This is a genomic window from Chloroflexota bacterium (genome assembly GCA_040902225.1).
Classification (GTDB): Bacteria; Chloroflexota; Limnocylindria; order QHBO01; family QHBO01; genus CF-167.
On record JBBDXT010000004.1, the window covers coordinates 406,931 to 430,715 of the forward strand.

Annotated in this window: 26 protein-coding genes; 10 read left to right on the forward strand and 16 right to left on the reverse strand. The window is 68.8% G+C overall.

Features of this window, described 5'->3' with window-relative positions; translation table 11 throughout:
- Positions 1-4 precede the first annotated feature (4 nt).
- The 3 genes from WEB29_04295 to WEB29_04305 form a co-directional block, all read right to left on the reverse strand.
- Complete coding sequence (locus WEB29_04295; GenBank protein ID MEX2136170.1) at positions 5-1,012, reverse strand: DUF72 domain-containing protein; 1,008 nt, start codon at positions 1,010-1,012, stop codon at positions 5-7.
- Between the two features lie 245 nt (positions 1,013-1,257).
- On the reverse strand, positions 1,258-1,413 hold the full coding sequence (locus WEB29_04300; GenBank protein MEX2136171.1) for a hypothetical protein: 156 nt from the start codon (positions 1,411-1,413) through the stop codon (positions 1,258-1,260).
- Positions 1,414-1,470: 57 nt separating this feature from the next.
- Entirely contained in the window at positions 1,471-1,683 is a 213-nt protein-coding gene (locus tag WEB29_04305; GenBank protein ID MEX2136172.1) for a hypothetical protein, read from the reverse strand.
- A gap of 109 nt (positions 1,684-1,792) precedes the next feature.
- Here WEB29_04305 and WEB29_04310 point away from each other — a divergent pair, with 109 nt between their 5' ends.
- Both WEB29_04310 and WEB29_04315 read left to right on the forward strand, forming a co-directional pair.
- Complete coding sequence (locus WEB29_04310) at positions 1,793-2,053, forward strand: hypothetical protein (protein MEX2136173.1); 261 nt, start codon at positions 1,793-1,795, stop codon at positions 2,051-2,053.
- Positions 2,050-2,424, forward strand: a complete 375-nt coding sequence (locus WEB29_04315; protein MEX2136174.1) for a type II toxin-antitoxin system PemK/MazF family toxin — start codon at positions 2,050-2,052, stop codon at positions 2,422-2,424. The genes WEB29_04310 and WEB29_04315 overlap by 4 nt, the downstream gene beginning before the upstream one ends.
- 190 nt (positions 2,425-2,614) lie before the next feature.
- On the opposite strand, the gene WEB29_04320 is transcribed toward WEB29_04315, so the two are convergent.
- Positions 2,615-3,046, reverse strand: a complete 432-nt coding sequence (locus tag WEB29_04320; GenBank protein MEX2136175.1) for a heme-binding domain-containing protein — start codon at positions 3,044-3,046, stop codon at positions 2,615-2,617.
- An 82-nt stretch (positions 3,047-3,128) separates the two neighbouring features.
- Here WEB29_04320 and WEB29_04325 point away from each other — a divergent pair, with 82 nt between their 5' ends.
- A complete protein-coding gene (locus WEB29_04325; GenBank protein MEX2136176.1) occupies positions 3,129-5,135 on the forward strand; it encodes an adenylate/guanylate cyclase domain-containing protein in 2,007 nt (668 codons plus the stop codon).
- Between the two features lie 207 nt (positions 5,136-5,342).
- Here the strand turns inward: WEB29_04325 and WEB29_04330 are convergent, their stop codons facing one another.
- A complete protein-coding gene (locus WEB29_04330; GenBank protein MEX2136177.1) occupies positions 5,343-6,026 on the reverse strand; it encodes an MBL fold metallo-hydrolase in 684 nt (227 codons plus the stop codon).
- A gap of 27 nt (positions 6,027-6,053) precedes the next feature.
- Between WEB29_04330 and WEB29_04335 the strand changes: the two genes are divergently transcribed.
- Positions 6,054-6,728 (forward strand): methyltransferase domain-containing protein, encoded by a 675-nt coding sequence (locus WEB29_04335; GenBank protein MEX2136178.1) that lies wholly within the window; start codon positions 6,054-6,056, stop codon positions 6,726-6,728.
- 3 nt (positions 6,729-6,731) lie between these two features.
- Here WEB29_04335 and lipB read toward each other — a convergent pair whose 3' ends face one another.
- The 3 genes from lipB to lipA are packed head-to-tail and all read right to left on the reverse strand — an operon-like array spanning position 6,732 to position 9,149.
- Complete coding sequence (gene lipB, locus WEB29_04340; GenBank protein MEX2136179.1) at positions 6,732-7,538, reverse strand: lipoyl(octanoyl) transferase LipB; 807 nt, start codon at positions 7,536-7,538, stop codon at positions 6,732-6,734.
- Positions 7,539-7,551: 13 nt separating this feature from the next.
- Complete coding sequence (locus WEB29_04345; GenBank protein ID MEX2136180.1) at positions 7,552-8,091, reverse strand: DinB family protein; 540 nt, start codon at positions 8,089-8,091, stop codon at positions 7,552-7,554.
- Positions 8,091-9,149 (reverse strand): lipoyl synthase, encoded by a 1,059-nt coding sequence (gene lipA, locus WEB29_04350; protein ID MEX2136181.1) that lies wholly within the window; start codon positions 9,147-9,149, stop codon positions 8,091-8,093. The genes WEB29_04345 and lipA overlap by 1 nt, the downstream gene beginning before the upstream one ends.
- A gap of 139 nt (positions 9,150-9,288) precedes the next feature.
- Here lipA and WEB29_04355 point away from each other — a divergent pair, with 139 nt between their 5' ends.
- From WEB29_04355 to WEB29_04365, 3 genes are all read left to right on the forward strand, one after another.
- On the forward strand, positions 9,289-9,687 hold the full coding sequence (locus WEB29_04355; protein MEX2136182.1) for a YkvA family protein: 399 nt from the start codon (positions 9,289-9,291) through the stop codon (positions 9,685-9,687).
- Positions 9,688-10,017: 330 nt separating this feature from the next.
- Positions 10,018-10,335: a plastocyanin/azurin family copper-binding protein gene (locus tag WEB29_04360; GenBank protein MEX2136183.1), complete on the forward strand. Its 318-nt coding sequence runs from the start codon at positions 10,018-10,020 to the stop codon at positions 10,333-10,335.
- Positions 10,336-10,496: 161 nt separating this feature from the next.
- Positions 10,497-12,443 (forward strand): heavy metal translocating P-type ATPase, encoded by a 1,947-nt coding sequence (locus tag WEB29_04365; GenBank protein ID MEX2136184.1) that lies wholly within the window; start codon positions 10,497-10,499, stop codon positions 12,441-12,443.
- On the opposite strand, the gene WEB29_04370 is transcribed toward WEB29_04365, so the two are convergent.
- The gene (locus WEB29_04370) at positions 12,385-12,966 is read right to left on the reverse strand and encodes a DUF2269 domain-containing protein (GenBank protein ID MEX2136185.1); all 582 of its coding nucleotides are present in this window, start codon (positions 12,964-12,966) and stop codon (positions 12,385-12,387) included. The genes WEB29_04365 and WEB29_04370 overlap by 59 nt on opposite strands.
- Positions 12,967-12,968: 2 nt before the next feature.
- Complete coding sequence (locus WEB29_04375) at positions 12,969-13,202, reverse strand: hypothetical protein (protein MEX2136186.1); 234 nt, start codon at positions 13,200-13,202, stop codon at positions 12,969-12,971.
- Positions 13,203-13,305: 103 nt separating this feature from the next.
- Here WEB29_04375 and WEB29_04380 point away from each other — a divergent pair, with 103 nt between their 5' ends.
- The 3 genes from WEB29_04380 to WEB29_04390 all read left to right on the forward strand — a co-directional run bounded on the left by WEB29_04380 (position 13,306) and on the right by WEB29_04390 (position 17,141).
- Positions 13,306-13,881: a TetR/AcrR family transcriptional regulator gene (locus WEB29_04380; GenBank protein ID MEX2136187.1), complete on the forward strand. Its 576-nt coding sequence runs from the start codon at positions 13,306-13,308 to the stop codon at positions 13,879-13,881.
- A 483-nt stretch (positions 13,882-14,364) separates the two neighbouring features.
- On the forward strand, positions 14,365-16,155 hold the full coding sequence (locus WEB29_04385; GenBank protein MEX2136188.1) for a diguanylate cyclase: 1,791 nt from the start codon (positions 14,365-14,367) through the stop codon (positions 16,153-16,155).
- Positions 16,152-17,141, forward strand: a complete 990-nt coding sequence (locus tag WEB29_04390) for a hypothetical protein (protein MEX2136189.1) — start codon at positions 16,152-16,154, stop codon at positions 17,139-17,141. The genes WEB29_04385 and WEB29_04390 overlap by 4 nt, the downstream gene beginning before the upstream one ends.
- A gap of 32 nt (positions 17,142-17,173) precedes the next feature.
- Here the strand turns inward: WEB29_04390 and WEB29_04395 are convergent, their stop codons facing one another.
- From WEB29_04395 to WEB29_04420, 6 genes are read right to left on the reverse strand one after another with little or no spacing between them, the layout of a single operon-like run.
- The gene (locus WEB29_04395) at positions 17,174-18,691 is read right to left on the reverse strand and encodes a dihydrolipoamide acetyltransferase family protein (GenBank protein MEX2136190.1); all 1,518 of its coding nucleotides are present in this window, start codon (positions 18,689-18,691) and stop codon (positions 17,174-17,176) included.
- Positions 18,692-18,709: 18 nt separating this feature from the next.
- Positions 18,710-19,696, reverse strand: coding sequence for an alpha-ketoacid dehydrogenase subunit beta (locus WEB29_04400; GenBank protein MEX2136191.1), 987 nt, complete (start codon positions 19,694-19,696; stop codon positions 18,710-18,712).
- The gene (locus WEB29_04405) at positions 19,696-20,712 is read right to left on the reverse strand and encodes a thiamine pyrophosphate-dependent dehydrogenase E1 component subunit alpha (GenBank protein MEX2136192.1); all 1,017 of its coding nucleotides are present in this window, start codon (positions 20,710-20,712) and stop codon (positions 19,696-19,698) included. Before WEB29_04405 ends, WEB29_04400 begins: the two co-directional genes overlap by 1 nt.
- 13 nt (positions 20,713-20,725) lie before the next feature.
- Positions 20,726-22,144, reverse strand: a complete 1,419-nt coding sequence (gene lpdA, locus WEB29_04410; GenBank protein MEX2136193.1) for a dihydrolipoyl dehydrogenase — start codon at positions 22,142-22,144, stop codon at positions 20,726-20,728.
- On the reverse strand, positions 22,141-22,581 hold the full coding sequence (locus WEB29_04415) for a thioesterase family protein (GenBank protein MEX2136194.1): 441 nt from the start codon (positions 22,579-22,581) through the stop codon (positions 22,141-22,143). Before WEB29_04415 ends, lpdA begins: the two co-directional genes overlap by 4 nt.
- A 24-nt stretch (positions 22,582-22,605) precedes the next feature.
- On the reverse strand, positions 22,606-23,772 hold the full coding sequence (locus tag WEB29_04420) for a M20 family metallopeptidase (protein ID MEX2136195.1): 1,167 nt from the start codon (positions 23,770-23,772) through the stop codon (positions 22,606-22,608).
- Positions 23,773-23,785 lie beyond the last annotated feature (13 nt).

The following is a 23,785-nucleotide window of genomic DNA, read 5'->3' on the forward strand; positions in this document are numbered from 1 at the left end:
GTCGTCACTCCTCCGCCAGCATCGCCGCGATCTCGCGGGCGTTGGTTGTGCCGTAGTTGGCGTAGCAGTTGTTCATCAGCAGGTGCAGGTTCTTGACGGAGCCGGCCGCCTGCCGGATGCGGGGGACCCATTCGCCCAGTTCATCGGCGTCGTAGAGGTAGCGGAAGCGCTCGACCACCGGAATCCCCTTGGCCTCCCACGTCTCGGTGCGGCGGCCGTGGAAGCGGACCACCGCCAGCTGCGGCGAGGTGACTGCCACCATGGGAGGCAGGGCGGTTTTCGTCTGAGGTTCGTCGACCATCACGAACGGGATCTGGTACTTCTCCAGGAAGTTGATCGTCCGCTCGTGGTTCTTCTCGTTGAACCAGGTGTTGTTGCGGAATTCCACCGCCAGACCGATGTCTCCGAGCCGCTCCTTGGCCTCCACGATCGCGTCGCGGCTCTCGTTGGACGGGAAGAACCAGCGCGGGTACTGGAGGAAGACCGCCCCCAGCTTGCCCGATGAATGGAGCGGCGCGATCCCATCCTTGAAACGCTCCCAGATTGCGTCGCGCAGCTCCGTGGGGAGGTCCTTGCCATAGATTCGCTTCTTTTCGAGCAGCTCGGGTGGCAGCTCGTCGCGGATCTCCTTCGGCAGCCGCTTCACCTCGGATGGCTGCGCGGTCATCAGGGCGTGGGCCTTGATGTCGAACGTGAAGTCGGGCGGCGTGCGCTCGAGCCACAGCTCGCCGAGGCGTCGGGTGGGGAGCGCGTAATAGGTTGCGTCAACCTCGACGATGGGGAACTGGTCGGCGTAGTAACGGAGTCTTTCCTCCGCGTTTGTGGCGTCCGGCGGGTAGAAGACGCCCGGCTCGACCATGGTCGGATCTGTCCAGCTGGCTGTCCCGATGCGGACCGTGGCCTTCTCCACCTTGATGGGGTGGCGGGCGGCCTCTGCTTCGGCCTCGCCTCGCTCGCCGGCGGCCTGTGGCCCGGGATCGTGGTCCTTCGTCGCCGCCTTGGCTCTGGGCATGTGGTGGAGTCTATCGGCCTGGGGTGGGCTGCCAGTCTTCAGGACTTACGCGCAGTGTGCATAACAGCCAAGAAGCCGCTGCTGCGGGGCTGTTCAGGTGCGCTCATTGGCGCTGATGCACGCCCGGCGTGCGCGACAGGCAAGTTGGGCCCGATTGGGAGCGCAGGTTGTCCGTTGTGCACGCCCTGCGTACATGCGGGTGCGGGGCGGAGGCTATCGGCCTCGCGGAAGTGCGCTGCGCGCTCCTAACGGCCAAGAACGCCCGAGCGCCCCTCGAAGATCGGCTCGAGGTTGTGGCGTGGGAGCCGATGGTCGGCAGGTCGACCGTGGAGCATCAGGATCGGCCGGCCCTCACCTTCGTCCAGGTAGTGGATCGGGACGTCTCTGACGGTAACCTTCACGGCGTGATTCTAGGGCGGCGTCTGCGGGGCCTCGGTGGTCAGAGCGAGATTGACGGCCTAGCTGAGCTCGGCACCTGGAAGGCTGGCCAGCAGCTCCTCCACGATCCCCTCAAATGGCTCCAGGGCATGCTCGACTGCCTCGATCGCTCCCTTGCCCAGTCCGAGGGTCGGCCCCCCGGGCGTATCGGCCGATGCGATCCACCGCCCGTTGATCTCGCGCAGCCGCACGTCAACCCAGAATGTCGAGCAGTTGAGCCGGAGCAGGATCACGGCGCAGGTATAGCCGATCCACCTTGCGGGAGACCTTGCGAAAACGGCTTCCGAGAATGCAGCGTACACCCAGATTGACACGTCGATCCGGACGTGCCACGATCGGGCCATGCCAGCCAAGCAGAAGCGCACCTACAACCTGGCGCCCGGGACGGTTCGCGCCGTTCGCGAGCTGGCCGACGACTATCACGCGGCACCCACGCAGGACGGGGTGATCGAGCTGGCCGTGGATGAGCTTCGGCGACGGATCCGCGACGCCGATGAGGCCGCCGCCTGGGAACGTGCTGCGGCTGATCCCGCCTTCCAGGCGGAGGCCGAAGCCATCGATGCCGACATCCCGGTGACTGATCCGGAGACATGGCCGGGATGACGACAGGGCCGCTGCGCTGGGCGGTCGTCGTCGTTGGTCTCGACCCGGCAGAGGGTCACGAGCAGGCAGGGAAACGACGCGTCCTGGTGGTCTCGTACGAGCCGTTTCATCGGTCTGGGCTAATGACCGTCTGTCCGATCACCGCTGCCCGCGCCGAGCCACGATACCACGGGGAGGTGGCGATCCCGGCTGGCGAGGCTGGCCAGACGAAGCCAGGCGTGATCATGTGCGGCCAGGTCCGCACCGTGACACAGCAACGGGTCCGAGGCCAGCCGCTGGGCATCGTCTCCACTCGGGAAACACGGCGGCAGGTGCGCCGAGCGCTGGCCCACCATCTGGGGCTGGATATCCCCGCCGTTGTCGATACCTAGTCGCGGACTTCGGACCAGCACCTCACCCCGTGCATGCGCGCCGCGCGTTTTACCAACCCCATTGGTACAACAGCGCGTATGGGTCTCTCAGCGTGCGATGGCACCAACTCCATTGGTACCGGGACGCGTCCAGGCCCTTGCTGGGCCATTGAAGCGCCGATGTACCAACCACATTGGTAAGAGCGACGGCTCAGTTGCTCCCGCCGCCGAAGGTTGCGGTCAGCCCCTTGATGAATGCGGCCTTATCGGCCTCGGACAGATTCGCCTCCGGGTGGGCCAGCACGTATTGGAAGGGAGGCATCTTGTCGGACGAGACCATGCCCGCCGCCGCGCCGCCCTGGCCGGCGGTCCAGGTGGAGAAGTTGAGGCGCTTGCGGCCCTCGTCCACGTCGCGCTGGACGAGCCACGACATCGGCGCGATGTTGCTGTACCAGGGCCAGACGGTCTGGTTGCTGTGGCAGTCGAAGCAGGCGATCACTGCGGTGGCTCGGGTGGCGGGCGAGTCCCAGGGGGGCTCGCTGACGACGGCGGGATTGGTGTGGTCGCGACCGTACGGCACGAGCTGGATGAGCAGCAGCCCGACGACGCCGACCAGGAACAGGGTGACCGCGGCTCGCTTCATCAGGTGGCACATTACTTGGTTCGATGCCCGGCCGATAGGGTCCAGCGACCGGGTGGCAGAATGATCCGGACTGGAGGAGCACTTGACCAAGGCGCCTGACGCGCAGCAGGCATCGCCGGTGGAAGCGGCTCGATCCGCGCTGGGTCGCCACGAGTGGAGATCGGCCTTCGATCTCCTGTCCAGCGCAGACGCGAAGGAGGCCCTGAGCCCCCCGGACCTCGAGCTGCTGGCCGAGGCCGCGTGGTGGACGGGCCAGCTGACGCTCGCCATCGAGGCGCGCGAACGGGCGTTCGCTGGTGCGACCAAGTCCGGTGACATGCAGACCGCGGTGATGGTTGCCCTGAACCTCGCGCGGGACAACATCTTCCGGCTATCGGTCCCGGTGGCCAAGGCGTGGATCAAGCGGGTCGAGCAGATGCTGGAGGGGCATGAGGAGAACATCGGCCACGGCTGGCTGGCCGGCACGAAGGCGGGCGTCGAATCCGTGGCCGGGAACAACGAGGAGGCGCTGGCCCAGGCCACGCGCGCGCAGGAGATTGCGGAGCGACTGGGTCTGTCGGATCTGCGCGCCTTCGCCATGGCCGGCCGGGCAGCGAGCCTGCTGGCAAGAGGCGACGTCGAGGAGGGGTTCGCGCTCGCCGACGAAGCGGCGGTGGCTGCCATCAGCGGTGAGCTGGAGCCCGCCGTGGCCGGCGGCGTCTTCTGTGCCACGATCGAGGCCTGCGCGGCGGTGGGAGACGTCCGACGCGCGCTCGAATGGACGGAGGCCCAGGACCGATGGTGCAAGCGTGAGGGCATCAACGGCTACCCGGGCATGTGCCGCCTGTTCCGGTCCGACGTCAAACGGCTGCACGGCGCATGGCCGGAGGCGGAGGCGGAGGCCCAGCTGGCGTCGGTCGAGCTGCGCGGATACATCCCCGGCGCCGCTGGATTGGCGCTCTACCAGGTTGGGGAGATTCGCCTTCGGCGTGGCGACCTGCCGGCAGCCGAGGAGGCCCTGCTCGGCGCCCATGCGCTTGGGCAGGACACGGAGCCGATGCTCTCCCTGCTGCGGCTGGCTCAGGGCAAGGCGGCGGCCGCCGTCGACTCCATCCATGGCGCGCTGACCGAGCCGGGGCGCCCTTCATGGCGGGCGCCCACCGACAGTGCGGTCTACCGGCTGGCCCTCCTGCCGGCGCAGGCCGAGATCCTGGTAGCAGCCGGCGATCTGGCGGGGGCGAGGGCTGCCGCCGACGAGCTGACGGAACTGGCCGACAAGTTCGACACCCCGGCGGTTCGCGCCGCCGCCGCATCGGCCGCTGGTCTCGTGGCCCTCGCCGAGGGGAATATTGCGGAGGCCGGCACGCGTCTGCGCGAGGCGATCGGGCTCTGGACGCGACTCGACGCGCCATATGAGGTGGCGCGCACGCGCGTGGTGCTGGCCGCCGCATACCGCGCCGAAAATGAGGCCGATCGGGCCGCGATCGAGGCCCGCACGGCGCGGGACGCCTTCGAACGGCTCGGCGCCAAGCTGGATCTGAGGCGGGCGGACGCCGTGATGAGCGAGCTCGCAGGAGCTGCCGGCGCGACTCCGCTGGGCATGGCGACCACCCGCTCCGAACGCGTCTTCATGTTCACCGACATCGTCGACTCGACGCAGCTCGCCGAGACGCTGGGTGATGAGGCATGGGACGGCGTCATCCGCATCCACGACAGGACGCTGCGCGCGGCCGTTGCTGAACAGGGCGGGGAAGAGGTCAAGGCCACCGGTGATGGCTTCTTCCTGGCCTTCGCCGATGCCGACCAGGCCATCGAGGCCGCGGTCACCATCCAGCGCCGCCTTGCCGAGCAGCGCCGCGCCCAGGGGTTCGCGCTGGCCGTTCGCATCGGCATCCATGGCGCTGCCGCCAATCGAGTGGGCCTTGACTATGTCGGAACCGGCGTCAACCAGGCGTCGCGGATCGGCGCTGCAGCCGCTGGAGGGGAGATCCTGGTGAGCTCGTCCACCCTGGCTGTCGCCAGGCATTCGTTCAGCGAGGGAGGTCGTCGCACGGTGAAGCTGAAGGGACTATCGGCCCCGGTCGAGGTGGTTTCGATCGACTGGAGTTGAGCTCGTTGCCCGGCCGACGAGCACCTGGGGCAACGCCAGCTGTGTCGGCGTTACCAAACATGCTGGTACATCGGCACCCCTGCTCGGTTCCGAGCTGCGTATTGGCCCGATCACGCGCGGTGGCACCAATGTGGCTGGTGGAAACGCACCTGAGCAACCGGGAACGTCACGTTGTACCAATATGGCTGGTGGGCGAACACGCGCGGCCTAGCGGAGTCGCCCTGCCTCTGCGATCCGTCGCAGCCAGGGCAGCTCGCGCTCGAGCGTCGTCTCCGGGCCGTGGCCGGGCAAGACCCGCACGGATGGGGGCAGGTCGCGGCCCAGCCGGACGAGGCTAGCGAGCATGGCGGCATCGTCGCCGCCGGGCAGGTCGGTGCGGCCGTAGGTGCCGGCGAACAGCACATCCCCGGAGAGCAGCAGTGCCGCCCGTTCCTCGTACAGGCAGACCGACCCCTCCGTATGACCCGCCGTGTGCAGCACGTCGAACACGAGGTCACCGATCCTGAGCTGCTCGCCCTCATGCAGGTGACGGGTCGCGACACTCGGCTCCATCTCGAGCCCGTAGTTGTTGGTCGCGGAGAGGCGCGGTTCGTCCAGGGGATGGATGGCGAGCGGCGCACCGGAACCACGCACCAGCGGGGCGTTGTCGAAGATGTGATCGATGTGCCCGTGTGAGTTGGCCACCAGGTGCAGGGTCAGCCCGTTCGCCTCCACGCGCGCGAGGAGTGGAGCGGCCGCACCAAGGCCGGGGTCGAGGACCAGGGCATCGGGCGATCGGCCATCCCAGACGAGGTACGCGTTGGCCCGCCACGGCCCGAAGGCGCCAACCTCGATGCGCGGATGCTGATCCGGCGCATTGGCGCGCTCGACGGTGGGATCGGCCTCGCTCATGGACGGAGGATAGGGCACCATCTCCGCGTGACATCTGACCCGCCGCGCCGGTTCTACGGCAGCGAGGAGCTCGCGCGGATCGGCTTTGACGGTCGCCGGGCAGCCGAGGACCTGGAGCGCTGGTGCTGCGACGGCCCGCGAGCGGAGACCCAGGAACTGATCGACGTTCTCCTTGGCCAGGGCGTGGCGGGTACCTCCCTGTTGGATATCGGGGCGGGCGTGGGCGTCGTGCACATGACCCTGCTCGAGGCCGGCGCGGCCGATGCTGTCGACGTGGACGCCTCGCCCGACTACATCGACGCCGCGAGGGAGGAAGCCGACCGACGGGGGCTGTCAGGTCGCGTCGACTACCGGCTGGGGGACGTGGTCGAGCTCGCCGCCGACCTGCCGCCGACCGACATCGTGACGGCCGATTCGGTGATCTGCTGCTACCCCTACCTGCCCGAACTGCTCGGCGCCGCGGTGCGGTCCGGGCCTCGGCTGGTTGGCCTGACCTACATCCACGACAAGTGGTGGCTGCGGGTCATGATGCGGATGTCGAACGCCATGTGGTGGTCGCGAGGGCTCCCGGATCGCTGGAGCATCCACCGCCACGCGGAGGTGGATCGGCTGATGGGCGGCGCTGGCTATGCGGTCATCCACGATGGCGGGACCCGGTGGTGGCGGGTGGTCGTCTACCGGCGGGAGACCGCCTCGGCTTAGGGGCTACTGCTCGGTAGCGCCGGCCGGGCCGATTGGGCCTGACCGACCATCCGCCACGGTGAGGCCGAAGGCGGTGGCCAGTGCATCGGCCAGTCGGTCCTCGACCGCCACCACGTCGACCGGGTGACCGAGCTCAGCCGACAGCGAGGTGACCTCTCGGTCGGCGATCCCACACGGGATCATCTCGCCGAACCAGCGCAGGTCGGTGTTCACGTTCAGCGCCAGGCCGTGGGTCGTGACGCCGCGCTTGACGCGCACCCCGATGGCGGCCAGCTTGCGCCGGCCCTCGACCCAGACGCCGATGAGCCCATCCTCCGCGTGCGCCTCGACCCCGAATGCAGCTGCGGTCTCGATGATGGCGGCCTGCAGGGAGCGGACGTATCGGCGCAGGTCGAGCGGGTCGCGCAGCTCCACGATGGGATAGGCAACCAGCTGACCCGGCCCGTGGAAGGTGATGTCGCCGCCGCGGTCGACGCGCAGGAACTGGGCACCGATTTCCCGCAGCCGCCTCGGGGTGGCCAGCAGGTTGCCCTCGTCTCCTCCGCGACCGATGGTGTAGACCGGGAAATGCTCGAGCAGCAGCAGCCGGTCGCCGATCCGGCGCTGCCGTCGCTGCTCGGCCAGCTCGTCCTGGAGCTCCCAGGTTGGCTCGTACGGAACGGTGCCCAGCCGTTCGACGGTCAGCCGCCCGCCGTGCCCGAGGAGGAGCGGGCGCTCGTCGCTGGCCGGGGTGAAGGGTGCGTCGCGCCGGGGCCGGCGTGGCGCCTCCGGCTCCTCAGGGCCCGCCGGCGGACGGCTGATGTCGCGCATCTGGACCATCGCGTCAGACGGTGGCCGTGCCGTGGACGCCGCGCAGCCCGCGGAGCGCCTCGATCATGCCCAGGTGCCGGCTGGCGTGCGACAGGTGGCGGAGCAGGGAGTCATCGAGCGGGGCCGTGGCGCCAAGCAGGTCGTCGGTGTCACGCAGGATCGTCTCGTCGTCCAGCTCGCCGACGGCCTGTTCGAGGTCGGAGAACGCGCCTCGCATGTAGGTCGCGAGCTGATCGCGTCCGGGGAATGGGAGCGCCGCGGCCTGCTCGTCGGGCAGCTCCATGCCGGTGTCTCCCGCGCCCTGCTCGACAGGGAATTCCCACTTGGTGGTCAGCCCCTCGCGGTGCCAGCGCTGCGGCTTGCCCGAGACCACGGCTGCCCATCGGTCCGCCCAGCGGCCGGCGTGCCACAGGTGAAAGGCAATCGGCGGCGAGGTGGGACCGGGGTGCCAGGCCAGGTCGTCATCGGTGCATTTCTCGGCCGCCTCGACAAGCTGGCGGTGCGTGATGGCCAGTCGCCCGGCGAGGAGTGCGACATGGTCGCGGGCTGCCATCAGACGGCGACCGCCTCGTTGCCGGGCGCACCCGGGACCTGCTCCGCGGCATGGTACGAGGAGCGCACCAGCGGCCCGGACTGCACGTGACGGAAGCCCATCTCCAGGCCGTGCCGCCGGAGCGCCACGAACTCGGCGGGGGTGTAGTACTTGTGCAGCGGCAGGTGCTGGCGGCTGGGGCGCAGGTATTGGCCGATGGTCAGGACGTCGATATCGGCCTCGCGCAGGAGCCGCATGGCCTCGAGCAGCTCGTCGGTCGTCTCGCCCAGGCCCACCATCATCCCGGTCTTGGTGACCATCTGGTCGTGGCCGATCTCTTGTGCTACGCCGCGGCCGATGGTCAGCACTGAGACGGACCGATCCCACCGCGCCCGGCGTCGGACCGGGCGCTGGAGACGGGGAACCGTCTCGACGTTGTGGTTGAGGATATCTGGCTGGGCCTCGACCACGGTGCGGATGTCCTGTTCTCGTCCGTTCAAGTCGGATATGAGCACCTCGATGCTGGTGTCGGGGGAGGGGCCGCGGATGGCGCGGATCGTGTCGGCGACGATGCCTGCGCCGCCATCGGGCAGGTCATCGCGAGCGACCATGGTGATGACGGCGTGCTTCAGGCGCATGGCCGAAGCCGCCTCGGCCACACGACGCGGCTCGTCGAGGTCGGTGGTCGGCGGGCGCCCGGTGTCGATCGCGCAGAAGCCGCAGTTTCGTGTACACACGCTGCCCAGGACCATGAAGGTCGCGGTGCCGAGCGCCCAGCACTCACCCTGGTTCGGGCAGCGGGCCTCCTCGCAGACGGTGTGCAGGTCCTGGCTGCGCATGATGCTGCTGACCTGGGCGTAGGTCTCGCCCACGCCGATACGGACCTTCAGCCATTCGGGCCGACGTCCGCCGGGGCCGGCGTTCTCGGGGACCGGGTCGCCGGGGGAGAGGATCCCGCCGTCGCCGCCGGGGCCGCCGGGGTACATGATTTCGGAGGGGGAGGCGTGGTGGCCGGCCGGTTCGTTGAGCACGGAAAGCTCCCCCAGGGTCGAGAAGTCGCGCTGCGGGTCGAGTGCCACGCACGGAGTCTACCGAAGGAGTGCGGTGGTCGCGCTGTCAGCGTCGGTCGTGCGGTCGTGCTGTCGTGCGTTTGTGCTGCACGAGCGGGCATGACACCCGAAGCAAGGCCCAGCGACGCCTACCTGTCAAGGTATGTGCGTGGATTGGCGGACCGTGGCGATCGTCCTCGCGGGCATCCTCGCCGTGTGGGCGATCCTGATCGGCCTGCTCTGGATGTTCCGTCCGCGCGACGTGCGGCTGGGCGAGCTGCTCCGGATCGTTCCCGACGTGGTTCGGCTGGTTCGCCGGCTCCTCGGCGACCGCGCAGTGCCATTGAGTGCCAAGGTCGCACTGGTCGTGCTGCTCGCCTGGCTGATCAGCCCGATTGACCTCATCCCGGAGTTCATCCCCATCCTCGGTCCGCTCGACGACGTGGTCGTGGCGGTGCTCGTCCTGCGCTACGTCCGGCGCACGGTCGGGCTCGAGGGGCTTCGGAGCCGATGGCCGGGCAGTCCCGACGGGTTCGCCCTGCTGGGCCGGATCATCGGCTCAGGCTAGGTCAAGCGGGCATCAGTCGCTGTACCGGTCGTGACGCGGAGCGCCTGGGGCAATCCTTCGGTCAGTGAGCGCCATGCTCCTCGTGCCCCACGGCATCTCGGGAGCTCGACTTGGCGCCGGCCACGATCGCAATCAGACTGGATCTGCTGACCACCCTGTACCGACCACCCTGTAGAAAGAGGAGTCCTCATGCGTCCAGTCGTGATCGTGCTACTCGCTGTCGTCGTCGTCGGCCTGGCCGCCTGTTCGTCGCCGGCAGCGTCGAGCACAGCGTCCATCGACGCCGCCTTACCATCCCTGAACGGATCGCCACGGGTGGTAACGGTGACCATGACTGATGAACTGCGATTCGAGCCGGATGCGTTCACCTTCTCGGTCGGTGAAACCGTGCGGTTCGAGGTGGCCAATGCGGGGGCAATTCAGCATGAGTTCTTCATCGGTGACGCCGATGCCCAGGCCGATCACGAGGAAGAGATGGTCGAGATGGGCGGCATGGCCCATGACGAGCCGAACGGCATCAGCGTGGATCCGGGCGAGTCTCAGGTATTGGAGCACACCTTCGCCACCGCAGGGACCATCCTCATCGGCTGCCACGAGCCCGGCCACTACGCCGGCGGCATGGTGGCGACCGCCACCGTGAATGGTTGATGGACGACTCTCGGCACCACCGAGCTGGCTCGCAAGCGCGCGCGCCGGAAGGCAGAAAGCCGGATCGGCATTCCAGCCATAGCCAGTCGTCGAACCGGGCCGCCACGCAACCAGCCGGCGGCCATGCGTCGCACGACAAGCATGCCGGGCATGACCCGGACGTGTTTCGTCGCCAGTTCTGGGTGGTTCTGCTGCTGACCGTCCCGGTCGTGATCTGGAGTCGGGAGGTGCAGGACTGGCTTGGGTATTCAGCACCTGCGTTCCCGGGCTCGGACTGGATCCCATCGGTGCTGGGCACGGTCGTATTCGCGTACGGGGGCCTGGTATTCCTTCGCGGAGCGCGATCGGAGCTCAGCGACCGGCAGCCGGGAATGATGACCCTGATCAGCCTCGCGATCGCGGTCGCGTTCATCGCCAGCTGGGCGGCCACGCTTGGCGTCTTCGAGGTGGACGTGTGGTGGGAGCTGGCAACTCTGATCACCGTCATGAGCCTCGGGCATTGGCTGGAGATGCGGGCGATCGGTCAGGCACGCGGCGCGCTTTCCGCGCTGGCAGAGCTGCTGCCTGACACGGCCGAGCGCGTCACCGGCAGCGGCCTCGAATCGGTCAAGACGCACGAACTGCGGCTCGACGACATGGTCCTGGTCCGGCCGGGAGGCCGCGTACCGGCCGATGGCGAGGTCGTCGAGGGTTCGGCCGACGTCGACGAGAGCATGATCACCGGCGAATCTCGTGCCGTCAGCAAGGAGCCGGGCGATCGGGTGGTGGCCGGCACCGTCGTGGCCGGCTCGAGCCTGCGGGTCAAGGTGACGGCAATCGGGGACCAGACCGCCCTCTCCGGAATCATGCGGCTGGTGGCCGAGGCCCAGGCGTCCAACTCGCGCGCCCAGGTGCTGGCCGATCGGGCGGCGGCGATCCTCTTCTACATCGCTCTCGTGTCGGGCATCATCACTCTCGGAGCCTGGACCCTGCTCGGCGACCCCGAGGAAGCGCTGATCCGTACGGCGACAGTGCTCGTCATCGCCTGTCCCCATGCGCTGGGCCTCGCCATCCCGCTGGTCATCGCCATCAGCACCACGCTGGGCGTGCGGAACGGGCTGCTGGTCAAGGACCGATTGGCGCTCGAGCGGGCAAAGGATCTCGAGATCGTCATTTTCGACAAGACCGGCACCCTGACCCGCGGCCAGCCCGTGCTGGGCGCTGTAGTCGCTGTACCGCAGCATGAGGAGACTGCTGTTCTGGGACTGGCCGCCGCGGTCGAGGCGGACAGCGAGCACCCACTCGCGAAGGCGGTGGTGGATGCCGCACGGAGCCGTGGGGTGACCGTACCGGAGGCATCGGGGTTCAAGGCGATGGCAGGCCGCGGTGCCCGCGCCAGCGTGGATGGATTGATTACCCAGGTAGGCGGCCCGCGCCTGCTGGCAGACCTCCAGTTGACCGTCCCCGCCGAGCTCCGGAGCCATATCGCTGAGTGGGAAGCGGCCGGACAGACGGTCCTGTACGTGGTGCGAGAGGGCGGCGTGATCGGCGCATTGGGGGTTGAGGACGAGATCCGCGCGGAGTCGGTGGTGGCCGTCAAGAGCCTCCATGCGCTCGGCCTGCGGGTGGCCATGATCACCGGCGACGCGCAAGCAGTGGCCGATTCGGTGGCCGCGCACATCGGCATTGACGAGGTGCGAGCCCAGGTCCTGCCCGCCGACAAAGCAGCGGCCGTGCGCAGCTTCCAGGCCGGCGGGGCAACCGTCGCGATGGTGGGTGACGGCGTGAATGACGCCCCTGCGCTGGCCCAGGCGGACGTCGGCATCGCGATCGGCGCCGGAACCGATGTCGCGGTCGAATCGGCCGGCATCGTGCTCGTGCGCGATGACCCGCGCGACGTGGTTGGCGCGATCGAATTGTCCCGGGCGAGCTACCGCAAGATGGTGCAGAACCTGGTCTGGGCGACCGGCTACAACGCGCTTGCGATCCCGGTGGCCGCTGGGCTATTGGCACCCATCGGCTTCGTGCTGCCGATGAGCCTTGGCGCGGTAGCCATGAGCGCCTCGACGATCATCGTCGCGGCGAACGCCCAGCTTCTGCGCGGCCTCCGCCTGCGGCCCGCGGCATGACCGACCGAGATTTGGCAGCTAGACGCTCCTCCTCTTGCTTGCGCCATCCGTAGGGCGTTAAGGCCTGTGGCTTGTAAACGTTCATGACCTGGATGACGAGCAGCACTGTCAGTCCACCACCCGAATGGGGCAGGGTTGACGGGAGGTTGCGGAGCTCTGCGTCGGATGTCGTCGGCTCGGCTGCCATAGCCGCCGCGTGCGCTATCACCCCAGCCTCCTGAAGGAGGACGAGGGTGGCAGCCAGGGTAAGCAGCAGCGAGATCGCCACCCACCAATGCCGAAATAAGCCCCATTTCGTGCCCAGGGCCATCACAAAGCCGGTGACCAGCGATGCGATCGCCAACGGGACTATGGCCCAGGTGACGACCAGACCCATCGCGACCCAGGCGGCCCGCAGTATTTGAACGTCATCCACGGTCGCCACGGTCACGTCCAGCGTCAGATAAGCCGCCACCGCGCCGATCCAGCCAACCGAAAAGCTCAGGTGAGTAGCGAGGGCCAGCTTGCGCAGGCCGGGTCCCATCGTCACCAGAGGGGCACGATCAGTCCGGCGACCGAGGCATAGGACGAGTGAAGACCGGGCCCATGCCTGATGCCGAAGAGCAGCTGCACGACCACGGCGAGGATCAAGACCAGTGCCAAGATGCCGAACACCTTGACCCATCCCGGTGTCCTCGGAGGCCCTTCGCGGGCAGTTTCCAGCCTACCGCTGTCGACGGGGTCGTCGGTCGAAACGGGGTGACCGGGCGTGTCAGCCATGTGCGTGCTCCTGTGGCGGGTGGGCGGTGCAAGAGAGGGATAGATACAGTATGTCTGAATCCATGCACTGTGTCACGCCCGCGTCGGGACGTATACTGGCGCCATGCCGAAGATTTGGACGGAGACGATCGAAACCCACCGGCGCGAGGTGCGGGAGGCAATCCTAGATACGACCGCCGCTCTCGCCGAGGACGGAGTGCTGTCGGTCACGATGTCGCAGATCGCCGAGGCGACCGGTATCGGACGCGCGACCCTGTACAAGTATTTCCCGGACGTTGAGGCGATCCTCCGCGCCTGGCATGAACGCCAGATCGGCGCCCACCTGGGATACCTGGTTGAAGTCAAAGAGGGCGCGGGGAACGCGGGCCAGCGGCTCGAGGCGGTGCTTGGTGCGTACGCCTCAATTTCCCAGCAGTCAAGCGCGCACCACGACACGGAGCTGGCAGCATTTCTGCATCGAGATCACCAGATCGCTGAAGCTCAGGGCAAATTGCGCAGCCTGATTCGAGGGCTGCTGGTTGAAGCCGCGCGAAGTGGAGACGTCCGGACCGATATCGCACCCGACGAGCTCGCGAACTACTGCCTTCACGCCCTTGCGGCGGCGAGGAGCCTGCCATCCAGGGCAGCCGTCGGCCGCCTCGTCGCGATCACCCTGGCTGGGGTACGACCCCAGCCCTGAGCCGCCCGGTAGACTCGGGCAGACGGCCTCGATGCAGCTGCTCGCCGACTGGAACTGGTGGCTGCCGCCGTTCCTTCGCTGGCTGCCGCACATCACGATCGAGGGTGAAGGGCTCGAGCTGGCGGAATCGGCGGCCGGGTAGAGGTCGGCCGCGTCGCCCCGACGCTGAGGCGACGGGAGGAGCGGCGAGCGGCGCGTAGACTCGGCGTGTGGACGCGAGGGCGCTCGCCGACCTGATCACCGACGAGCTGCGCGCGGTGGCACGGCCGGAGCGCGCCGAACTCCGCCCGACGCGGCGCGGCTGAAGACGGCCTATCGGGAGCATCGACCGGCCTGACGGCGACCGGTACCGGGGTACCAGGGGTCCTGCCTTGCGCTTGGTCTCCGCGCAACAACATGGGCGTCGCCCGAAACCGCACCCGGACCGACCCGAATTTCGTCCTATCGACCTCCGGGACCGACATCCTCAACGTTTGCCGAGATATGTCGCACGCGCGCACGCGAAGGCCGATGCTGCTGGCGCTGGTCTACGGCGTCTTCCTGGTGCTGGTCGGAATCACGGCGAGTGCCCTGGTGGCGGTCTCGTCGATGCACGTCTCGAGCTCGATGCTGGCCGCCGCCGTGTCGCGTGACGGGGCGATCGCCGAGCTCTTCTTCAACGGCCGGCTGCAGCAGGGCGATCTCCAGCCGGGTGGGATGTCGGACGCTGAGGTGGTGGCCTTCGAGACCAACCTCGTCGACCTGACCCGCAAGGCCAAGATGCTGCGGATCGACGTTCGCGCCCTCGATGGCTCGATCCTGTTCAGCTCGCAACCCGGTCTTCGGGGCGAAACGCCGGCAACATCCGAGGGGATGCAGAAGGCACTCTCCGGAGAGCCTGACGCAGGGTTCGCCGGCGATGGCGATGCGAGCGTGATTCGCGAGTTCCTGCCGCTGAGGACCGCGACGGGCGACCCCGTCGCCGTGATTGCGATCGAGCGGGAGGCGACGTCGATCCTGGCTCACATCGATGCCGCAGTTCGGGACATCGTGATCGTCACGGTCAGCGCGGCGCTCCTGCTGGCCGTGATCCTGCTGGGCGTATTCCGAGCCGCCCATCGGCGCATCCTGCGCCAGCAGGCGCTGCTGCTCGAGGCCGAGCGTCGAGATCCCCTCACCGATCTGCTCAATCACGGCGCGGTGGTCGCCCTCCTGACCGATGCCGTCGAGCGGGCGTCAGCCGACGCTCGCACCCTGGGCGTCGCGCTCGTCGACGTGGACAACTTCCGCCTCCTGAACGACACCCACGGGCACGACGCCGCGGACGACGTGCTGCGCCGCGTCGCCGAGTTGCTGACGGCAGAGGCCACCGCAGGATCGTCCGTTGCGCGCTACGGCCCCGATGAGTTCCTGCTCGTCGTGCCGGAAGCGGGACAGGCGGAGATGGAGGCAGCGGTCGAGGTGCTGCGGACGCGGCTGCACGAGCTCAGCGTCCAGTTCGGTGAGTCGGAGCCGCTGCCCGTCTCGGTGAGCGCCGGGATCGCGCTCTTCCCCGACCACGCGGACTCGGTCACCGAGCTCCTCTCCGCGGTGGCGGTTGCGGTCGGGGAGGCCAGGGCCAGCGGCGGGGACGGCGTGTCCGTCGCTCGCATCGGCCCCGAGGAGCGCTCGGCCACCGGCAGCTTCGACATCCTCCGCGGGCTGGTCATCGCGGTCGACACCAAGGACCGATACACCAAGCGCCATTCGGAGGACGTTGCCCGCTACGCCGTCTTCCTGGCCGAGCGGCTGGGCCTCGACGAGGATCTGCTCCAAACCATCCACCTGTCCGGGCTCCTGCACGACGTCGGCAAGATCGGGATCCCCGACACCCTCCTGCGCCGGCCCAGCAAGCTGACCGCCGAGGAATTCGAGATCTTCAAGCAGCACGTGGCGCTGGGCGACGCGATCGTGCGGGACGTCCCCAACGTCGATGAGGTCCGCGCCGGGATTCGCTTCCACCACGAGCGCTGGGATGGTCGCGGCTACCTCGACGGCCTCGAGGGAGAGGAGATCCCGCTGATCGGCCGGCTGCTGGCCGTGGCCGACGCCTTTTCCGCCATGACCACGACCCGCCCCTACCGCAAGGCGCTCTCCGTCGAGGAGGCTCTCAAGCGTCTGGGCGACGCGGCGGGGTCGCAGCTCCAGGAGGACCTGGTGGTCGCCTTCATTGCGGGCATCGAGACCGCGCCCGACGCACCGCTCCCCGGCGAGTTGTCCACCCGCATCTGGCGTCCTGAACGCCTCGTGGCATGAAGCGCCGGCGACTGGCAGCGCTTGCCGCGGCGGTCACCGCCGCCCTGGTGCCGGCTGTCGCGTCCGCAGCGCTACTCTGGACGCTGGTGGCGTCCCCGTTGACGACCACCGCCAACGTCTCGACCACCTTCACCCTGACCGCCACGAACCTGGATGCGCTCACCGAGCTCGGCTGTCTCGAGGTCGATCTGCCGGCGAGCTTCGTGATCGAGTCGCTTGGCACGCCGACCGCATCGAACGGCGACGAGTGGGAGTCCAGCACGTCGGGCAACGCGGTCATCGTCCAGAGTCTGAGTGGCGGCGGCCGTCTCGAGCTGACCGAATGGGTCCGGTTCACGATCCGGGCACACGCCACGGTCGCGGGCGACTTCCTGTGGCCGAACCATGCGCATCAGCACCAGGACTGTCGCAACCCCGAGGAGATTGGCGTGCCGCTGACGGTCACCGTGCTGCCCGCGCTGAGCCCTACAGCAACGCCGGCTCCGACGGCGACGCCGAGCCTGTCGAATACCGCCAGCCCAACGCCCATCCTCCCGCTGCCCAGTATCAGCCTCCCGGGCCTGCCGAGCCTTTTGCCGTCAGCGAGTCCGACCGCCTCGCCGATCCCCGGCGAGGCCTCGCCATCCACGCCGACACCGCAACCGAGCGCCTCAGCCACCGAGATCGCCGGTGGCGGCCCCGGCAGCACCACGGATTCGGGTGATGGCGGGAGCGGAGCCGGATCACCCGGCGGGCAGACGCTGACCCTCGGGCGGTTGCCCGACAGCCTCGGAGCGGACGCCGATGTCGGGCTGGAGCTGCTGGGCCTGCTCGACGCCGACTACGTGTGGTTTGTGCCGGCGGCTTCCGTCGCACTGCCGGGGCTGCTGGTCATCCTGTGGGTGGTTCTGCAGGCGATCGGCGCCCTGGCCTGGATCCCCGCGGTGCGCCGTATGGCGGACGAGAAGGGCACGCCTGCTCGCCGTCCTGGGGCCGCCAGAGCGTAAGCGACCGCAGCCGGCCGCGGCCTGAACCGGACTCAGCCGATCGGGGTAGCCGGGTCCCAGCCCTCGAGCCGCTTGCGGACATCGGCCAGGAAGTTGCCGACCTGGGCTCCGTCCAGGACGCGGTGATCGAAGGAGCAGGTCATGTTCATCATCGGTCGAACGGTGATGACGTCCTCGCCCTCGACGCTGATCACCACTGGGCGCTTGACGATCGCCTCCATCGACAGGATGGCGACCTCCGGGCTGTTGATGATCGGCATGGATGAGACCGATCCGAACCAGCCGGTGTTGTTGACCGTGAAGGTCCCGCCCTGGATCTCGTCCAGCTTCAGCTTGTTGGTCCGGGCGCGGGCCGCCAGGTCCTGGATCCGATGGTTCACGCCGCTGATGCTGAGCTGGTCGGCGTTGGCAATGACCGGCACCAGCAGGCCGTTGTCGACGGCCACCGCGATGCCGATGTTCATGGCCTGCTTCAGGACGATCCGATCCTCAGCGAACTGGCTGTTGAGGGTCGGATGCTGGCGCAGCGTCTCGGTCACCGCCTTGATCACCGCGGCCACATAGCTGATCCCGATCCCCTCGCGCGCCTTGTAGGAATCCTGGTTCGTCTTGCGCCAGCGCACCACGTTGTGCATGTCCACCTCCACCACCGTGTAGGCGTGGGGGACGGTCTGCTTGACGCGCGTCATCTTGGCCGCGATCCCCTTGCGCATCTGGGTCAGGGGAACCTCCACGTCGCCGCCGGTCGGGGCGGGGAGCGGCGTCGGGGCGGCATAGGCGGGCGCGGGAGTTGCGGCTGCCGCAACGGGGGCGGGGGCGGCCGCCTGGGCTGGCGCGGCCGCGGCGGGCTCGGCCATCGGTGCCGGGACCGGCGTGGGCGGGGGAGCCGCGGGTTCGGTCACGGCGGCGGGGGTCGGGTTTTCGGCGGTTGCGGGGACGGCTCCGGCGGCGACGAAGGCGAGCACGTCGTCGCGGGTGACGCGCCCGCCGGCGCCGCTTCCGCGGAGCTGCGCGATGTCGATGCCGTGCTCGCGCACCAGGCGCCGGACCGCGGGCGTCATGCGCGTGGTCCCGTTCGTATCGGGCTCCGATGCCGTGGCGGCCGCAGTGTCCGCCGGCTGTGGCGCGGGTGCAGGGGTCGGGGCCGGCGCCTCAGCGGCGGCCTCAGCTGCCGGGGCGGGAGCGGCCGCGGCCGCCGGCTCAGGAGCCGCCGGTGTTGGAGCAGGCTCGGGAGGAGCCGCAGCCGGTGCCGGCTCTGGCGCAGCTGTTTCCGCGGGGGCAGGAGTCGGGGCCGCGGCCTCGGCGGTGCCGCCCTCCGTCTCGATCTCCGCCAGTGGCGTCCCGACTTTCACCGTCTGGCCATCGCCGACGATGATCTTGGTGACCGTGCCGGCGACCTCGGCGGGGACCTCCGCGTTGACCTTGTCGGTGACCACCTCGAAGAGCGGGTCGTACTGCTCGACCTTGTCGCCCTCCTTGACCAGCCAGCGCTCGATCGTCCCCTCCGTGACCGACTCGCCGAGCTGCGGCATCTTGATGGTGGTTGCCATGCGCGTCAGGTTAGCCGATCAGTACGCGGCCAGCCCACGGGCGGCTTCGACGATCTTGGCTGGATTGAGCATGAACCAGTCCTCGAGGCTGTGGTGGAACGGAACGCCAGGCACCTCCGGCCCCGCCAGGCGGGTGATCGGCCCGTCCAGGTGCTCGAAGGCCTGCTCGGCGATGATGGCCGCGACCTCCGCCCCAAAGCCGCCGAAGCGGTTCGCCTCGTGGACGACCAGCGCCTTTCCCGTCTTGGCCACCGATGCGAGCACCGCGGCGGTGTCGAGCGGACGGAGGGTGCGCAGGTCGACCACCTCGGCCTCGACGCCGTCCTCGCGGGCGAGCGTCTCCGCCGCCTCGAGCGCGCAGAAGCGCATGTAGCCGTAGCAGAAGATCGAGAGGTGCTTGCCGGCTCGCGCCACGTCGGCCACGCCGATCGGGACCACGTTGTCGCCATCGGGGACCTCCGCCTTGAAGAGGCGGTACGTCTTCTTGTGCTCGAAGAACATCACCGGGTCGGGGTCGCGGACCGAGGCCTTCAGCAGGCCCTTGGCATCGGCCGGGGTGCCGGGAGCCACCACCTTGAGGCCGACGGTGGAGGTGAAGTAGGCCTCGTTGCTCTGCGAGTGGTACAGCGCGCCGTGCACGCCGCCGCCGTACGGCATGCGGATCACCATCGGCAGACCAAAGGCGTTGTTGGACCGATAGCGCATGCGGCTGATCTCGGACACGATCTGGTTGAAGGCGGGGTACGAGAAATCGGCGAACTGCATCTCGGCGATCGGGCGCAGGCCGTAGATGGCGGCCCCTGCCGCGGCTCCGGCGATCATCGCCTCGGTGAGCGGCGTGTCGAGCACCCGCTTCCCGCCGTACTTGGCCCACAGCCCCTCGGTGGCGCCGAAGACGCCGCCCTTCTTGCCGACGTCCTCGCCCAGGACCATCACGTTCGGGTCGCGCTCCAGCTCCTCGTCCATGGCGGTCCGGATCGCCTCGAGGATGTTCAACTCGGCCATCAGCCGCCCTCCTCGGCGTAGACGTGCAGCTCGGCCGTGGCCACGTCCGGCTCGGGACGCGCCTCGGCGCGCTTCGAGGCCTCGTTGATCTCCGCCTTCACCTCGGCTCGGTACTGCTCGTCGAGCTCGGCGATGAGCAGGCCGACGGCCGCCAGGCGGCTCGCAAACAGGGGGATCGGGTCGTGCTGCTTGAGGTCCTCGACCTCGGCGGGGTCGCGGTAGCGGCGCTGATCGTCGTCCGACGAGTGGCTGGTGAGGCGGTGCACAACCGCCTCGATCAGTGTCGGGCCCTCGCCGCGAATGGCGCGCTCGTGCGCCTCCTTGCCGGCGGCGTAGCAGGCCAGCGGATCGGCGCCGTCAACCGTGACGCCGGGGAAGCCGTATCCCTCCGCGCGGGCCGCGACCGAGAGCCCGCCCACCTGCTGGGCGAGCGGCACGCTGATGGCGTATCCGTTGTTCTCGCACACGAAGATGACCGGCAGCTTGTGCACGCCAGCAAAGTTCATCGCCTCGTGGACCTCGCCCTGGTTGCTGGTTCCCTCGCCGAACGAGGTGATCGCCACCACGTCCTCGCCCTTCACCCAGGCGCCCATCGCGATCCCGACGGCGTGCAGCACCTGGGTGCCGACGGGGGAGCTGAGCGAGACGATGTTGTAGCGCGCTGCACCGTAATGGCCGGGCATCTGGCGCCCGCCGGATGACACGTCGTCGCCCTTGGCCAGGTGCGCGGTGATGATGTCCTCGGGCGTCATCCCGAACGTGATCGCGGATGCGATCGAGCGGTAGTAGGGGGCCATCCAGTCCTGGTTCGGGCGCATCGGCCAGGTCATTCCGATCTGTGCCGCCTCGTGACCCTGCCCCGAGATGATGAAGGCGATCTTGCCGGCGCGCTGCATCAGCCACATTCGCTCGTCGACCGCGCGGGCCAGCAGCATCTGGCGGTACATGGCAAGCACATCGGCGTCCGTCAGGCCGAGCGCCTTGTGCCCCAGCTCCGCGACCTTGGTGTTGGCCATCAATCCCATTGTCTCAGACGTGGATCGCGGCGCCATCCACGGCGAGCGCCGCCTCGACCAGCACCTCGGTCAGGGTCGGGTGCGCGTGGACCGACATCGCGATCTCCGCGGCCGTCCCCTCCAGCAGCAAGGCCAGGGTCGGCTCGGCCAAGAGGTCGCCCGCGTGCGCACCGATCAGGTGCGCGCCGAGCAGGAGGCCGCTCTCCGAATCGGCGACGAGCTTGGCGAAGCCGTCGACCTCGCCCACGATGGTGGCCTTGCCCAGCGCGCGGAAGGGGAAGGAGCCGACCTTCACGCTGTGGCCGGCATCGGTTGCCTGGGCTTCGGTCATCCCGACCGAGGCGATCTCCGGCCGGCAGAAGGTGACGCGCGGCATGAGCTCCATGCGCACCGGGTCCGGGTCGTGGCCGGCGATCTTCTCGACCGCGACCACCGCCTCGTGGCTGGCCACGTGGGCCAGGGCGTAGCCCGGCACGATGTCGCCGATGGCATACAGATGCGGCACTCCCGTCTGCATGAAGCCGTCGACCTTCACGAAGCCGCGCTCCATCTCGACCCCGGGAATCTCCTCGAGGCCGATCCCCTCAGTCACCGGGCGCCTGCCGACCGCCACCAGGATCACGTCTGTCTCCATCTCGACCCGCGTCTTGCCGTCGCGAGCCTCGACCGCGAAGTGGACTCCGGACTTCGTACGCTCGATGCTCTTGGGGTCGATGTTCGACGAGGCGTAGATCTTCACGTTTCGCTTCTTGAAGATCCGCGTCAACTCCTTGCTGACGTCCGCGTCCTCGAGTGGCACGATGCGGTCGAGGTACTCGATCAGGTGCACCTGCGCGCCAAGGTCCGCGTACAGGCTGGCCCACTCCACGCCGATGGCGCCGGCGCCCACGATGGCGACCCGGGCCGGCACCGTCTCGCGCTGCAGCGCCTCGTCCGAGGTGATGATCCGCTCGCCGTCGACGTCCAGCCCGGGCAGGCTGCGCGGCGCCGAGCCGGTGGCCAGGATGAGGTTCGTGGCGGTCGCATCCACCTCGCCGGATTCGCCGCCGCTGACATGCACGCTGGTCGGGCTGGTCAGCGTCCCGTTGCCGCGCAGGATGGTCACCTTGTTCTTCTTCATCAGGAACTCGACGCCATTGACGTGCTTGTCCACAACGGCGTCGCGCCGCTTGCCGAGGGCGGGGTAGTCGAGGGTGATGCCGTCGCCGCCGGCCAGGCCGAACTCCGCGCCCTGCTCCGTCACCCGATGCAGCAGGTCGGCGGTCTCGAGCATCGCCTTGGTCGGGATGCAGCCACGGTTCAGGCAGGTGCCGCCCATCTTGTCGCGCTCCACCAGGCCGACCGTGAGGCCCAGCTGCGCGGCGCGGATGGCGCCCACGTAGCTCATCCCCCCGCCCAGGATCAGGAGGTCGAACTGCTGCGCGTCACTCATGCGGCGGTCACCGGTCGATCCAGGGGCCGTCCCTCGTGGGCCACCATGGTCGTGCGCCAGCTGTCCGAGACAGGCATCGGCTTCTCGATGTCATAGTCGAACGCGACCAGCACCGCTTCGGATCGGGCCAGTTCGCGGGCCTCCTGGTTGATCAGCAGGTGCGACATGCCGATGCTGGTGCGTCCGATCCAGTCGACCCGCGACCCGACCTCGACTGCGTCGCTGAACAGCACCTGCGACAGGTAGTCGATCTTCAGCATGGCCAGGATGAAGGGCATGCTGACCGGATCGACGCCGGTCCCCAGCACATCGCGCAGGTAGAGGACGCGCCCCTGCTCCACGTACGTGGCGACGACGGCATTGTTGACGTGGCCAAAGGGGTCGAGATCGCCGAGGCGCACCTCGAGGCGCGTGCGGTGACGGAACTCATCGATCACGGGAACCCGATTCTACACGGGCCGTCAGATCGCTTCGGCGACCCGGTCGATCAGGGCGGCGAGGAGGGTGGTGCGCGGGACGACGCTCGACAGGTCGAGCCATTCGTCGGGCGAATGGTCGTCGCCGCCGACCGGGCCGAGCCCGTCAAGCGTGGGCAGTCCCGCGGCGCTGGTCGTGTTCGCGTCGCTCGCCCCACCGGTCAGCGCGTCGTGCAGCTCGAAGCCAAGCTCCGCGGCGATGGCGATGGTCAGTTCTGCCAAACGCGCATTGCCCGGAGTTCGTTCCATGGGCGGATGGAAGGCCGCCTGGCGGAACGTGACCGAGATGCCCTCGATGGTGGGGCGCGTGACCATGCTCTCCATCTCGGCCGCGGCCATCTCGAACTCCGAGGCGCTCGCCGCCCGAAGGTCGACCTCCATGCGGCAGTTCGCCGCGACCACGTTGGGACGGGTGCCGCCCTCGATCACCCCGGCGTTGATCGTCGCGCTGGGCCAGCGCCCGTTCAGGGCGTGGAGGGCGAGCACCTTGTGCGCCGCCTCGAGGATGGCGCTGCGACCCTTCTCCGGCTCGACTCCGGCGTGCGCCGCGCGTCCCTTGATGGTGACCTCGTAATCGGCGATCCCCTTGCGCGCGCTGACGATGTCCCCGTTGGCACGCGCGCATTCCAGCACCAGGGCCGCGTCGTGTTCCGCGATGAGCCCCTGGATGTGCGCGGTGCTGAAGGGCGAGCCGATCTCCTCGTCGGGGTTGGCGACGAAGGTCACGGATGGACGACGGTCCAGACTGCGCAGCGCGGCCAGCGCGTGCAGGCCCGCCAGCAGCCCGCCCTTCATGTCGCTGACACCCGGACCCGTGGCCCGATCGCCATCGACCTTGAACGGTCGCTCCGCCGCGGTGCCGGGCTCGAAGACGGTGTCCATGTGACCGATGAGCAGCAGGCGTGGGCCCGATCCATCGAGGCGCCCGATGACGAGGTCGCCTAGCTGCCGCTCTCCGCCGGTTGGGAGGTGCCGGATCCGCTCGACCGCCGCGCCAATCTCCTGCAAGGACCCGCTGACGGCGGTCGCGACGCGGTTGACCCCGGCCGGCGTGTACGACCCGCAGTCGATGCCGACCAGGCTGGCAAGGTCGCCCACGTAGCGCGCGTAGCGCGCGGCGACGGCAGCCTGGAGGCCATCGGGGAGGGTCACGGCGCGTGAGTAT

Coding starts and splice junctions, on each gene's coding strand:
- WEB29_04295 (MEX2136170.1), bottom strand. CDS start 1,012: ATGCCCAGAGCCAAGGCGGCGACGAAGGACCACGATCCCGGGCCACAG.
- WEB29_04310 (MEX2136173.1), top strand. CDS start 1,793: ATGCCAGCCAAGCAGAAGCGCACCTACAACCTGGCGCCCGGGACGGTT.
- WEB29_04315 (MEX2136174.1), top strand. CDS start 2,050: ATGACGACAGGGCCGCTGCGCTGGGCGGTCGTCGTCGTTGGTCTCGAC.
- WEB29_04320 (MEX2136175.1), bottom strand. CDS start 3,046: ATGAAGCGAGCCGCGGTCACCCTGTTCCTGGTCGGCGTCGTCGGGCTG.
- WEB29_04330 (MEX2136177.1), bottom strand. CDS start 6,026: ATGAGCGAGGCCGATCCCACCGTCGAGCGCGCCAATGCGCCGGATCAG.
- lipB (MEX2136179.1), bottom strand. CDS start 7,538: ATGCGCGACATCAGCCGTCCGCCGGCGGGCCCTGAGGAGCCGGAGGCG.
- WEB29_04345 (MEX2136180.1), bottom strand. CDS start 8,091: ATGGCAGCCCGCGACCATGTCGCACTCCTCGCCGGGCGACTGGCCATC.
- WEB29_04360 (MEX2136183.1), top strand. CDS start 10,018: ATGACTGATGAACTGCGATTCGAGCCGGATGCGTTCACCTTCTCGGTC.
- WEB29_04370 (MEX2136185.1), bottom strand. CDS start 12,966: ATGGGACCCGGCCTGCGCAAGCTGGCCCTCGCTACTCACCTGAGCTTT.
- WEB29_04375 (MEX2136186.1), bottom strand. CDS start 13,202: ATGGCTGACACGCCCGGTCACCCCGTTTCGACCGACGACCCCGTCGAC.
- WEB29_04380 (MEX2136187.1), top strand. CDS start 13,306: ATGCCGAAGATTTGGACGGAGACGATCGAAACCCACCGGCGCGAGGTG.
- WEB29_04385 (MEX2136188.1), top strand. CDS start 14,365: ATGTCGCACGCGCGCACGCGAAGGCCGATGCTGCTGGCGCTGGTCTAC.
- WEB29_04390 (MEX2136189.1), top strand. CDS start 16,152: ATGAAGCGCCGGCGACTGGCAGCGCTTGCCGCGGCGGTCACCGCCGCC.
- WEB29_04395 (MEX2136190.1), bottom strand. CDS start 18,691: ATGGCAACCACCATCAAGATGCCGCAGCTCGGCGAGTCGGTCACGGAG.
- WEB29_04400 (MEX2136191.1), bottom strand. CDS start 19,696: ATGGCCGAGTTGAACATCCTCGAGGCGATCCGGACCGCCATGGACGAG.
- WEB29_04405 (MEX2136192.1), bottom strand. CDS start 20,712: ATGGCCAACACCAAGGTCGCGGAGCTGGGGCACAAGGCGCTCGGCCTG.
- lpdA (MEX2136193.1), bottom strand. CDS start 22,144: ATGAGTGACGCGCAGCAGTTCGACCTCCTGATCCTGGGCGGGGGGATG.